Genomic DNA, 12353 nt, shown 5'->3' on the forward strand with positions numbered 1-12353 from the left:
CTGCGTATTTCGGGCAAACGAAAGCGCCGCATGGGCGGCGCTGTCATGAAGGAGGCCGTCGGCGCCGACAGGGCGCCAGACGGGCTTAGATGTCGATATTGCCGCCGGCCAGGGCGCACAACTCGATCGGGTCGAGGATATGCACTTCCTTGCCTTCGGCTTCGAGCAGCTTGTTCTGCTGAAAGCGGGTGAACACGCGCGAGACGGTTTCCACGGCCAGGCCCAGGTAATTGCCGATCTCGTTACGCGACATGGCCAGGCGGAACTGGTTGGCCGAGAAGCCACGGGCGCGGAAGCGGGCCGAGAGGTTGACCAGGAAGGTGGCGATGCGCTCGTCTGCGGTCTTCTTCGACAGCAGGAGCATCATCTGCTGATCGTCGCGGATCTCGCGGCTCATGATGCGCATCAGCTGGCGGCGCAGTTGAGGTAGTTGCAGGGCCAGGTCATCGAGGCGCTCGAAGGGGATCTCGCACACCGAGGTGGTTTCCAGCGCCTGCGCCGAGACCGGGTAGCGCTCGCCATCGACGCCGGACAGGCCGACCAGCTCGCTGGGCAGGTGGAAGCCGGTGATCTGCTCCTCGCCGGAATCGCTCAGACCGAAGGTCTTCAGCGCACCCGAGCGTACGGCGAACACCGAGCCGAAGGCATCGCCCTGGCGGAACAGGAACTCGCCTTTCTTCAGGGGGCGGCCACGCTTGACGATTTCGTCGAGGGCGTCCATGTCCTCCAGGTTCAGCGAGATAGGCAGGCACAACGCAGCCAGGCTGCAATCCTTGCAATGGGCTTGGTGCTGCGTACGCAGCTTGATGTTCTCTGACATCGGTCGGCTTCCTGAGGGACACGCAATGCGGCTAAGGGTACCGCAGGGTGAGCAGGGCGACCAGTCGCATGAAAGCTGATCCTGCGCTCAAGTTCCGTCCAGGGCGGTCGATAGGTGATGCATCAAAAGGATCGGGAGCAGGGAGTAGCAAGATGCGCATCGAATCCAGTACCCCGCTGACGAACCTGGCCGCAGCGTCTCAGCGACAAAATACCGCAGCCGAGCAAACGCCCGAGCAGCAGCGCGAAGGCATACGGGTCAGCCTATCGGAGTTGAGCAAGAGCCTTTCTGCCAGCGCCGGTGAAAAGAACAAGGACATCGACGAGAGTGGCTTGCCGGACAGCACCAAGGATCTGTTGAAGATGATCCGCAAGCTGAAGGCCGAGATCGCTGCCAAGCAGGCCGAACTCAGGGAGTTGATGGCCGATCAGGGCATGGATCCCGAGACCAAGCGAGCCAAGGCCGATGGGTTACAGACCCAACTGGCCAGTCTCAACAGTGCACTCAGTTCGGCTAACGCCAATCTGATCAAGCAGATACGTGAGCAGGGCTTGAGCGGCGAGCAGGCGCAGGTCGCTTCTTCGCTGGCGATGGGGTAAGGGCTGGCCCCGGTTTACCGGGGCCGGAGCGCCTCAGATCACCCGCGAGAAGCGTTGCCGTACCTGATCATTGAGGTAGCGGTCGAACAGCATGCACAGCGAACGCACCAGTAGACGCCCGGCTGGGCGCACGCGGATAGCGCGCTCGCTCAGCTCGATCAGCCCATCGTCATGCAACTGCTGCAGATCCGCCCAGAGCTCGGCGAAATACGCGCGAAAGTCGATGCCGTAGGCCTGCTCGATACCGCGAAAATCCAGTTCGAAATGACAGATCAACTGTTGGATCACGGCCCTTCGCACGCGGTCGTCAGCATTGCAGTGCAGGCCGCGGCGGGTTGCCAGCTGGCCATTGCCCAGGCTCTGCTGGTAGTTGTTGATGTCACTGTCGTTCTGGCTGTACAGATCGCCGATCTGGCTGATGGCCGACACGCCGAGGCCGATCAGGTCGCAATGGCCGTGTGTGGTGTAGCCCTGGAAGTTGCGCTGCAGGGTACCTTCCTCCTGCGCCACGGCCAGCTCGTCGTCCGGCAGGGCGAAGTGATCCATGCCGATGTAACGGTAACCGGCCTTGGCCAGTTGCTCGATGCTGGCCTGCAGCATGGCCAGCTTGTCCGCCGCAGCCGGCAGATCCTCGCTGTTGATGCGCCGTTGTGGCATGAAGCGTTCGGGCAGGTGGGCGTAATTGAAGACCGAGAGACGATCGGGTTGCAGGGCGATCACTTCGGCCACGGTGCGGGCGAAGCGCTCCGGCGTCTGCTTGGGCAGGCCGTAGATCAGGTCGATGTTGATCGAGCGGAACTGCAGGGTGCGCGCGGCCTCGATGATGGCGCGGGTTTCCTCCAGCGTTTGCAGGCGGTTGACCGCACGCTGCACTTCCGGGTCGAGATCCTGCACGCCGAGGCTGACGCGGTTGAAGCCCAGTTCGCGCAGCAGGCCCATGGTCGACCAGTCCGCTTCGCGCGGGTCGATCTCGATGCTGTAGTCGCCGGAGTCGTCGTCGAGCAGGTTGAAGTGCTGGCGCAGGTGCTGCATCAGGCGGCGCAGTTCGTCGTGGCTGAGAAAGGTCGGCGTACCGCCACCGAAGTGCAGTTGCTCGATGACCTGTTCCTTGCCCACGTAGCGGCTGACGATCTCGATTTCACGCTCGAGCTTTTCCAGGTAGGGCAGGGCACGGCCGCGATCCTTGGTGATCACCTTGTTGCAGGCGCAGTAGTAGCAGATGTGCGCACAGAACGGCACGTGAATGTAGAGCGACAGTGGTCGGCCTGCCTTGCGGCTGTCGCGCAGCGCATGCAGCAGGTCGAATGGGCCGATGTCGTCGTGAAACTGCACGGCGGTCGGATAGGAGGTGTAGCGCGGGCCGGCGAGATCGTAGCGGCGGATCAGGTCGGCATCCCACTGGATGGCGTCGAGCATGGGAAAGAATCCTGGACAGGCTGTGTGGGCAGTCTAGGGATGCAGACGGGTGGGGGCCTTGACCTGAATCAAGGGGCATTGCAGGTTGCGCCACGCCGTGCCTTGCAGGCAGACGCCTGGTTCAGGTCAAGGCGTGGCAGGCACCCTAGCGCTCGAACAGGGTCTCGAAGGCATCTAGGCTCAGAAGGAATGAGGATTTGGCGTTGCCTTGGCTGTCGTCGTAGCGGTGCTTGTAGTGGTGTTCCTGCGCGCCGCTCTCGATCAGCCGAGCGACGCCGGCAAAGGGCAGGCGATAGATCCCGGCCAGGTGTTCGACCCGTCCGAACTGCGACTGTGTCTGCGTCCAGTCCACCCAGAAATAGATGTCGATGCCTGGGTAGAGCGTACGGTAGCGCTCGTAGTCCTTGCGATTGAAGGTGACGGTACGTCGCGGATCCATGCCGTAGCGGCTGGAGAGGAAGAAGGGAGTGTTCTGTACCTTCAGATCCGCCACGCGACCCGCCACGATCAGATCCGGCGCGTAGGGATCATGCTGTTTTTCGGGGTTTTCCTGCGCGGGCACGTTCAAACGGTCATTGCACAAGGCGACGAAGCGTCGTTCCAGTTCGAGCCCGTGATGACACCACCAGTGCTTGTCTTCGGTGTCGTGAATGATTCCATCGTTACGCTGCGTCATAGAGCCTCCATGCGATCCGTCGTCCATCGACAGGACAATCCTAGTGCATCGCGGGGAGCCTGACAGACGAAAGGTGCGCTCAGTGCCCCATCAGCCAGTGCTGGTGTGGGCCGGGTAGCGTCCAGATACCGAAGAGAATGACCAGCAGGCCGCCAGCGACGCGCACCCCTTGGCGACGTAGCAAGGCGGTGATGCGCTCGGCGGCCAGCCCGGTGGCCAGCAAGACGGGCCAGGTGCCAAGGCCGAACGCCAGCATCAGCAGGGCACTGTCCACTGCATTGCCCTGGCTCGATGCCCAGAGCAGGGTGCTGTAGACCAGCCCGCAGGGCAGCCAGCCCCATAACGCGCCCAACACCACGGCCTTGGGGATGCTGCTGACCGGCATGAAGCGCCGAGTCAGGGGCTGGATATGCCGCCATATGCCACGCCCCAGCGCTTCGATGCGCGTCAGCCCGCTCCACCAGCCGGCCAGGTACAGGCCCATGGCAATCAGCAGCAGGGCGGCGAGGCTGCGCATGACCACTTCGGCGCTACTGCCAGCCACGGCCCAGCCTGCCAGGCCGAGGAGCAGGCCGGCGGTGCTGTAGCTGAGAATGCGCCCGAGGTTGTAGGCCAGCAGCAGGCGCAGGCGCTTGCCGCGTTGCTCCGGGGGAATCGCCAGGGTCAGCGCGCCCATCAGCCCGCCGCACATGCCCAGGCAATGGCCGCCGCCCAGCAGGCCGAGAATCAGCGCCGAGACCAGCAGGGGGGCCAGTTCAAGCATCGGGTTTGTCCTGCTTGCCCTGTTCTTCGGCCTGCTCCACGCCTGCCTTGTGCAGCGGATCCTCGTCGTCGAAGAGGATGCTGTGCGCCGGGCTGTCGAGGTCGTCGTACTGGCCGCTGTCCACCGCCCAGAAGAACAGCCAGATGGCGAACGCGACCAGGGCGATGGCGACGGGAATCAGGATGTACAGGGCGGACATACGCTCTCCATGATGGCTGTAGGAGCGAGCTCTGCTCGCGAAGAAGCTGGTTGAGCTTCGTTTGCTTGCAGATTACCGGCTCAGGCGCAATGCGTTGAGCACCACCAGGAGTGAGCTGAACGACATGCCGACCGCGGCCCAGATGGGGGTGATCCAGCCAAATGCGGCAAACGGTAGAACCATGCCATTGTACAGTGTCGCCCAGCCCAGGTTCTCGATGATGATCCGGCGCGTGCGCTTGGCCATCTCCAGGCCCTGTACCAGGCTGCTCAGGCGGTTGGAGAGCAGCACCGCATCGGCGCTGGTCTTGGCCAGGTCGGAGGCCGAACCCATGGCCACGCTGATATCGGCCGCAGCCAATACCGGCACATCATTCACGCCGTCGCCGAGCATCAGTACCCGGCGGCCTGCGCCATGTAACTGCTTGAGTACGGCCAGCTTGGCATCCGGCGTGAGGCCGCCACGGGCATCCTCGATGCCCAGTTGGCGGGCGACTTCGCCGACCATGGGCGAGCTGTCGCCGGACAGCAGATGGATATGCCAGCCTCGGGCGCGTGCGGCGGCGATCAGTTCGGGCGCGTCTTCGCGCAGGCGGTCGTCGAGGACGAACCAGGCCAGCGGGCCCTGTTCGTCGCCCAGCAGCAGCCATTGGCCATGTTCGCTGGTGATGGTCGGTATGGCCTGGTTGCTCAGGGCACAGACGAAACCCGCTTCCCCGATGCGCAGCAGGCGGCCGTCGACGCGGCCCTGCAGACCCTGGCCAGGATGGCTGTCGACTGCTTCGGCAGCCCGTGGTGCCTGGCCGAAGGCGCGGGCGATGGGGTGTTCGGAGCGGTTTTCCAAGGCGGCGGCCAGTGCCAGGCAACTGTCCTGATTGAGTTCGCGCAGTGGCTGGATAGCACTGAGGGTCAGGCGGCCTTCGGTGAGCGTGCCGGTCTTGTCCAGCACCAGTGTGTCGATATGGTTGAGCCCTTCGAGCACGTGCCCACGGGTTAGCAACAGCCCCAGCTTGTGCAGGCTGCCGGTGGCGGTGGTCAGCGCCGTCGGCGTGGCCAGGGCCAGGGCGCAGGGGCAGGTGGCCACCAGCAGGGCGAGCACGACCCAGAAGGCGCGGCTGGAGTCGATTTCCCACCAGATGAAGCCGACCAAAGCAGCGGCCAGCAGGATGAATAGCAGGAACCACTGCGAAACCCGGTCGGCGATTTCCGCCAGGCGCGGTTTCTCACTTTGCGCACGCTCCAGCAGGCGGACGATGGCGGACAGGCGCGTGGCATCACCCAGGGCCTGCACTTCCAGCGTCAGCGGGCCTTCGACGTTGAGCGTGCCGGCCGTGACGCTATCGCCGACGCTACGCGGCTGCGGCAGGTATTCACCCGTGAGCAGGGATTCATCGACGCTGGATTGTCCATCGAGAATGCGCCCGTCTGCCGGGATCAGCGAGCCCGGCTGCACCAGCACGCGCTCGCCCTCGCGCAGTTCGCTGAGCAGGATGCGCTGGCTCTGGCCGTCGGCATCCAGGCGCAGGCAGGAGGCCGGCAGCAGCTTGACCAGTTGTGCGGTGGCCGCCGCCGTGCGTTCTCGGGCACGTCGCTCCAGGTAACGACCGGCGAGCAGGAACAGGGCGAACATGCCGACGGCATCGAAATACAGCTCGCCAACGCCGGTGACGGTCGACCAGATGCCGGCGATGTAGGCGCCGCCAATCGCCAGCGAGACGGAGATGTCCATGGTCAGGTGACGGGTGCGCAGGTCACGCAGGGCGCCACGGAAGAACTGGCCACAGCAGTAGAAGACGATCGGGGTGGTGAGGAACAGGCTGGTCCAGCGCAGAATCTTGTCCAGCTCGGGCGTCAGGTCGACGTTGAATTCCGGCCAGGTGGCCATGGCCGCCATCATCACCTGCATCCACAGCAGGCCGGCCACGCCCAGTTCGCGCATGCGCCGGCGGTTTTCCGCAGCCAGGCGCTCGGCGGCCTGGTCGGACTGCCAGGGATGGGCGGCATAGCCGATGCGGCGCAGCTCGGCGAGCAGCTTGCTCAGCGGCAGCTGGCTGTCCTGCCAGCGTACCTGCAGGCGGTGGTTGGACAGGTTCAGGTGCGCTTCGGCCACACCCGGCACGCCGCGCAGGTGCTTCTCGATCAGCCAGCCGCACGCGGCGCAACTGATGCCTTCGATCAGCAGTTGGGTCTCGCTCAGCTCGCCCTCGTGCTGGACGAAGGGTCGTTGCACGTCACTGCGATCGTAGAGTGCCAGCTCGTCAGGCAGCGCCTGTGGCAAGGCTTGCGGATTGGCAGAGTTCTCGCTGCGATGGCTGTAGTAATGCTCCAGCCCCCCGGCGACGATGGCTTCGGCGACGGCCTGGCAGCCTGGGCAGCAGAGTGCACGCTCTTCGCCGAGCACCACGGCATGAAAACGGCTGCCGGTGGGTACCGGCAAGCCGCAGTGATAGCAGGGAGTAGGGGAGGGCATCGGCAGGGTCAGTAGGACGGGTTGTCGCCGATCTTGATGATGCCACCGTCGGTGATGTTCTCTTCCTCGAACAGCCGCCAGTTCTGGCTGCCTTCCTGGCCGAGCAGTTCGACGAAGCGGCGACCGCTGACCTCGTCGACCATCTGCCCACGGTATTGACCGTCGGCGGCCGGTTGCAGGATGACGCGGCGATCACGCTCCGGCTGGGTCGGGGAAATCAGGTTGAGCACGATCTGCTGCGGCCGGCTGTTGCCTTGCAGGCTGAGCAGTGCGGTGCCGGTGGCGTTGTCCAGAACCAGCTCACCATGCAGTTGCAGGCGCTCGGCCAGCTTCTCGCGCTCCAGCGACTGGTTGATGCCCTTGCCGACGTCGTAGTAATCATCGGAAATCAGGCCCGGAGGATTCTTGCTGGCCAGGGTGAGCAGGGCCAGGCCCTGTACCACGGAATAGCCCAGCAGGGCGATGATGAACCAGGGCCAGAACTGCTTGTACCAGGGTTTGACTGGCGATGGTGCTTGCTCGGACATGCTCTTTCCGTTGTCAGCGGACGCTGGGGCCGATAAAGCGGCTGTCGGCGTCGTTCTTGATACTGGGGTCGTCTGCCGATTGTACGTGGAAGACGATGTTATTGGCGCTCGAGGGCAGTTTTTCCGGGGCGATGGACAGCTCCACCGGGAAGGAATACACCTCGCCTGCCAGGGCACGTACCTCGCGCTTGCCTTCATAGACCAGGCCGTCGAGACCGTCGGCGCTGATCACGTAGGTCATGTCGCGTTGCGCCTTGTTCATGATCTTCAGGGTGTAGACGTTCTCGATGTAACCGCGCTCGTTCTCGCGGAACAGCACGCGATCCTTGAGCACGTCCAGTTCCACGATCGGGCGATTGGCCACGGCCCAGGCGAACAGGCCGATCATGGCCACCAGCGCCACAGCGTAGCCGATCAGGCGCGGGCGCAGCAGATGGGTCTGGCGGCCGGACAGGTTGTGTTCAGTGGTGTAGCTGATCAGCCCCTTGGGATAGTTCATCTTCTCCATGATGCTGTCGCAGGCGTCGATGCAGGCGGCGCAGCCGATGCATTCGATCTGCAGGCCGTCACGGATGTCGATGCCGGTAGGGCAGACCTGCACGCACATCTTGCAGTCGATGCAGTCGCCCAGGCCCTGGGCCTTGTAGTCGGCGTCCTTCTTGCGCGGGCCGCGCGATTCGCCGCGGCGTGGATCGTAGGAGACGATCAGGGTGTCCTGGTCGAACATCACGCTCTGGAAGCGGGCGTAGGGACACATGTAGATGCATACCTGCTCGCGCAACCAGCCGGCGTTACCGTAGGTGGCGAGGGTGAAGAAACCGATCCAGAACACCGCCCAGCCGTTGGAGTCGAAGGCCAGCAGTTCCGGGATCAGCTCGCGAATCGGCGTGAAGTAGCCGACGAAGGTCAGTGCGGTGACCAGCGAGACCCCCAGCCAGATGGCGTGTTTGGCGGCCTTGCGCGCCAGCTTGTTGCCACTCATGGGCTGCTTGTCGAGTTTCATGCGCTGGTTGCGGTCGCCTTCGGTGACCTTTTCCGCCCACATGAACACCCAAGTGAACACGCTTTGCGGGCAGGTGTAGCCACACCAGACGCGCCCGGCGAACACGGTGATGAAGAACAGGCCAAAGGCGCAGATGATCAGCAGCCAGGACAGCAGCATGAAGTCCTGTGGCCAGTAGGTGGCGCCGAAAATGTGGAACTTGCGCTCCGGCAGGTTCCACCAGACGGCCTGGCGACCTTCCCAGTTCAACCACACGGTACCGAAGAACAAAACGAAGAGCAGGGCACCGCCGACGCGACGCAGATTGCGGAACAGGCCTGTGAAGGCGCGCGTATAGATCTTCTCGCGGCTGGCGTAGAGATCGACGCCGGCGTTCTTGCTTGAAGGAGGGGTGACGTCCTGGACGGGAATCTGTTCGCTCATCAATGCATACCACGGCAGTTGGTTGGCAGCCCGGGCCGATACGTGCCGGTCAGGGTCGTTTCACAGTGTCTATATGGTACGCCTGAAAGACAACGCCCGGGTGCGACGAGCAGTCGCGACCCGGGCGTTCATTGACCCTTGTCAAAAGAGTCGGTCGTGCTACTGCTCTTTGCTCTGGTGCGAGAGGCTGTACACGTAGGCAGCCAGCAGGTGCACCTTGTCGTTACCAAGGAATTCTTCCTGGGCCGGCATCTTGCCGTGACGACCGTAGCGGATGGTCTGCTGCAGTTGCGCGTAGCTGCTGCCGTAGATGAACGCTGCCGGGTTGGTCAGGTTCGGCGCGCCCATGGCAGGGGTACCCTTGCCGTCGGCGCCGTGGCAGGCGAAGCAGGTGCCGGAGAAGACTTTCTGGCCGGCAGCGATGTCGGCTTCCACGCCTTCCGGCAGTTGACGACCGCCCAGTTGGGTCAGCACGTAAGCCGCGACGTTGCGTACGCCGTCTTCGCCGATGGCCGGGCCTTGAGCCGGCATCGCGCCTTCACGACCCTTGAGGATGGTGGTCTTGATGGTTTCCGGCTCGCCGCCCCAGCGCCACTCGTTATCGGTCAGGTTGGGGAAGCCGTAGCTGCCCTTGGCATCGGAGCCGTGGCAGACCGAGCAGTTGGAGGCGAACAGGCGACCACCCATTTTCAGGGCTTGCTCGTCCTTGGCCACTTCCTCGATCGGCATGGCAGCGTACTTGGCGAACAGCGGGCCGTATTGCTCATCGGCGCGCGCCATTTCCTTCTCCCACTGGTGCACACCGGTCCAGCCGGCATGACGCATGGAGCCGTCAGCGATCTGTACGCCGGCGGCGAAGGGGGTCTGCTTCTCGCTGTCGACGTAGTCGTAGCCTGGCAGCAGGCCTTTCCAGTTGCCCAGGCCCGGGTACAGGGCCAGGTAGCCGAGGGCGAAGATGATGGTGGCGACGAACAGCATGAACCACCACTTGGGCAGCGGGTTGTCATACTCCTCGATGCCGTCGAAGCTGTGGCCGACGGTCTCGTCGGTCACTTCCTGGCGCTGGCCCTTGCGGGTGCCGAAGATCAGCCAGGTCAGGGCGAAGATGGTGCCCAGGGAGAGGATGGTTACGTACCAACTCCAGAACGTGGTCATTGGTTATTGCTCCTGGAAGAGTCTTGATCGCGCTTGGTTTCGGGATCATCGGCGAAAGGCAGGTTGGCGGCCTCGTCGAAGCTCGACTTGCGCTTGCTGCTGTAAGCCCAGAGCACCACGCTGATGAAAGCGATGAACACCACAGCCGTGCCGATTCCGCGAATAGTCCCGATATCCATGGCGTCTTACCGTTTGTTCTTGATGGAAGTGCCGAGAACCTGCAGGTACGCGACCAGCGCGTCCATTTCGGTCTTGCCTTTCACTGCATCACGGGCACCGGCGATGTCTTCGTCGGTGTAGGGGATGCCGAAGCCACGCATGACCTCCATCTTCTTGGCGGTGTCCTTGCCATCGAGCTTGTTCTCGACCAGCCAGGGGTAGGCCGGCATCTTCGACTCGGGCACGACGTTACGCGGGTTGTACAGGTGGGCGCGATGCCACTCGTCCGAGTAGCGGCCGCCGACGCGGGCCAGATCCGGGCCGGTACGCTTGGAACCCCACAGGAAGGGGTGATCCCAGACGCTTTCGCCAGCGACGGAGTAGTGGCCGTAGCGCTCGGTTTCGGCGCGGAACGGACGGATCATCTGCGAGTGGCAACCAACGCAGCCGTTGGCGATGTAGATGTCACGGCCTTCCAGTTGCAGCGCGGTGTAGGGCTTGAGGCCTTCGACCGGCTCGTTGGTAACGTCCTGGAAGAACAGCGGAACGATCTGGGTCAGGCCACCGATGCTGACGGCGATCACCATCAGCAGGGCCATCAGGCCGATATTCTTCTCGATGATTTCGTGTTTCATCAGTGAGCTACTCCGGCGGGAATCTGCGCAGCCGCATCGTATTCAGCCGGCTTGGCGGCACGCACGGTGCGGTAGGTGTTGTAGGCCATCAGCAGCATGCCGGTGACGAAGAAGGCGCCGCCGATCATGCGCACGATGTAGCCCGGGTGGCTGGCCTGCAGGGCTTCAACGAAGGAGTAGGTGAGGGTGCCGTCTTCGTTGACTGCGCGCCACATCAGGCCCTGGGTGATGCCGTTGACCCACATCGAGGCGATGTACAGCACGGTACCGATGGTAGCCAGCCAGAAGTGGGCGTTGATCAGGCCGATGCTGTGCATCTGCTGGCGACCGAACACCTTGGGAATCAGGTGGTACAGCGAGCCGATGGAGATCATCGCTACCCAGCCGAGGGCGCCAGCGTGCACGTGGCCGATGGTCCAGTCGGTGTAGTGGGACAGGGCGTTGACGGTCTTGATGGCCATCATCGGGCCTTCGAAGGTCGACATGCCGTAGAACGCCAGGGAGACCACGAGGAAGCGCAGGATCGGGTCGGTGCGCAGCTTATGCCAGGCGCCGGACAGGCTCATCATGCCGTTGATCATGCCGCCCCAGCTCGGTGCCAGCAGGATGACCGACATCGCCATGCCCAGGGACTGTGCCCAATCCGGCAGCGCGGTGTAGTGCAGGTGGTGCGGGCCGGCCCAGATGTACAGGGTGATCAGCGCCCAGAAGTGCACGATGGACAGGCGGTAGGAGTAGATCGGACGCTCGGCCTGCTTGGGTACGAAGTAGTACATCATCCCCAGGAAGCCGGTGGTCAGGAAGAAGCCCACGGCGTTGTGGCCGTACCACCACTGGATCATGGCGTCGGTGGCACCGGCATACATGGAGTAGGACTTGGTCAGGCTGACCGGCACTTCCATGCTGTTGACGATGTGCAGCATCGCGGTGACCAGGATGAACGCACCGAAGAACCAGTTGCCCACATAAATGTGCTTGGTCTTGCGCTTCATGATGGTGCCGAAGAACACCAGCAGATAGGTGATCCAGACGATACCCAGGAGGATGTCGACCGGCCACTCCAGCTCGGCGTACTCCTTGGAGCTGGTGTAACCCAGCGGCAGGGTGATCACGGCGAGCACGATCACGGCTTGCCAGCCCCAGAAGGTGAATGCAGCCAGACCGTCGGAGACCAGGCGCGTTTGGCAGGTGCGCTGGACGACGTAGTAAGAGGTGGCGAACAGTGCACATCCGCCGAAGGCGAAGATCACTGCGTTGGTGTGCAGCGGGCGCAGACGGCCGAAGCTGGTCCACGGCAGGCCTAGGTTGAGTTCCGGCCACACGAGTTGTGCGGCGATGAACACGCCTAGACCCATCCCAATGACCCCCCAGATCACCGTCATAATGGCGAACTGGCGGACCACCTTATAGTTATAAGCAGTCTGACTGATTGCTGTGCTCATGCTAGGGGTTCCACGGTTAATGGATTTTTATGGGGCAAAAATCGGCGGCAAGTATGGAGAAAGCAAG

The 12353-nt window shown here is 63.2% G+C and carries 13 protein-coding genes; 1 reads left to right on the forward strand and 12 read right to left on the reverse strand.

What is annotated here, in order from left to right:
* Nucleotides 1–85: 85 nt before the first annotated feature.
* Nucleotides 86–820, reverse strand: coding sequence for a fumarate/nitrate reduction transcriptional regulator Fnr (fnr, locus tag ACODS1_RS18780; RefSeq protein ID WP_322981194.1), 735 nt, complete (start codon nt 818–820; stop codon nt 86–88).
* Nucleotides 821–972: 152 nt separating this feature from the next.
* Here fnr and ACODS1_RS18785 point away from each other — a divergent pair, with 152 nt between their 5' ends.
* Nucleotides 973–1419: a hypothetical protein gene (locus ACODS1_RS18785; protein WP_489086855.1), complete on the forward strand. Its 447-nt coding sequence runs from the start codon at nt 973–975 to the stop codon at nt 1417–1419.
* A gap of 33 nt (nt 1420–1452) precedes the next feature.
* On the opposite strand, the gene hemN is transcribed toward ACODS1_RS18785, so the two are convergent.
* The 11 genes from hemN to ccoN all read right to left on the reverse strand — a co-directional run bounded on the left by hemN (nt 1453) and on the right by ccoN (nt 12286).
* The gene (gene hemN / locus ACODS1_RS18790; RefSeq protein WP_489086856.1) at nt 1453–2835 is read right to left on the reverse strand and encodes an oxygen-independent coproporphyrinogen III oxidase; all 1383 of its coding nucleotides are present in this window, start codon (nt 2833–2835) and stop codon (nt 1453–1455) included.
* Nucleotides 2836–2980: 145 nt separating this feature from the next.
* The gene (locus ACODS1_RS18795; RefSeq protein WP_489086857.1) at nt 2981–3511 is read right to left on the reverse strand and encodes a hypothetical protein; all 531 of its coding nucleotides are present in this window, start codon (nt 3509–3511) and stop codon (nt 2981–2983) included.
* Between the two features lie 79 nt (nt 3512–3590).
* A complete protein-coding gene (locus ACODS1_RS18800; RefSeq protein ID WP_489086858.1) occupies nt 3591–4274 on the reverse strand; it encodes a sulfite exporter TauE/SafE family protein in 684 nt (227 codons plus the stop codon).
* Entirely contained in the window at nt 4267–4473 is a 207-nt protein-coding gene (ccoS, locus tag ACODS1_RS18805) for a cbb3-type cytochrome oxidase assembly protein CcoS (protein ID WP_489086859.1), read from the reverse strand. The genes ACODS1_RS18800 and ccoS overlap by 8 nt, the downstream gene beginning before the upstream one ends.
* A 72-nt stretch (nt 4474–4545) precedes the next feature.
* The gene (locus tag ACODS1_RS18810; protein ID WP_489086860.1) at nt 4546–6942 is read right to left on the reverse strand and encodes a heavy metal translocating P-type ATPase; all 2397 of its coding nucleotides are present in this window, start codon (nt 6940–6942) and stop codon (nt 4546–4548) included.
* An 8-nt stretch (nt 6943–6950) separates the two neighbouring features.
* Entirely contained in the window at nt 6951–7469 is a 519-nt protein-coding gene (locus tag ACODS1_RS18815) for a FixH family protein (RefSeq protein ID WP_322981201.1), read from the reverse strand.
* A gap of 13 nt (nt 7470–7482) precedes the next feature.
* Nucleotides 7483–8895 (reverse strand): cytochrome c oxidase accessory protein CcoG, encoded by a 1413-nt coding sequence (gene ccoG / locus ACODS1_RS18820; RefSeq protein WP_489086861.1) that lies wholly within the window; start codon nt 8893–8895, stop codon nt 7483–7485.
* A gap of 159 nt (nt 8896–9054) precedes the next feature.
* On the reverse strand, nt 9055–10050 hold the full coding sequence (gene ccoP, locus ACODS1_RS18825) for a cytochrome-c oxidase, cbb3-type subunit III (RefSeq protein WP_322981203.1): 996 nt from the start codon (nt 10048–10050) through the stop codon (nt 9055–9057).
* Entirely contained in the window at nt 10047–10229 is a 183-nt protein-coding gene (locus ACODS1_RS18830; RefSeq protein ID WP_159972978.1) for a cbb3-type cytochrome oxidase subunit 3, read from the reverse strand. Before ACODS1_RS18830 ends, ccoP begins: the two co-directional genes overlap by 4 nt.
* A gap of 6 nt (nt 10230–10235) precedes the next feature.
* Nucleotides 10236–10844: a cytochrome-c oxidase, cbb3-type subunit II gene (ccoO, locus tag ACODS1_RS18835; RefSeq protein WP_322981204.1), complete on the reverse strand. Its 609-nt coding sequence runs from the start codon at nt 10842–10844 to the stop codon at nt 10236–10238.
* The gene (gene ccoN, locus ACODS1_RS18840; RefSeq protein WP_322981205.1) at nt 10844–12286 is read right to left on the reverse strand and encodes a cytochrome-c oxidase, cbb3-type subunit I; all 1443 of its coding nucleotides are present in this window, start codon (nt 12284–12286) and stop codon (nt 10844–10846) included. The genes ccoO and ccoN overlap by 1 nt, the downstream gene beginning before the upstream one ends.
* Between the last annotated feature and the right edge of the window lie 67 nt (nt 12287–12353).

The organism is Pseudomonas sp. FG29 (assembly GCF_057809355.1).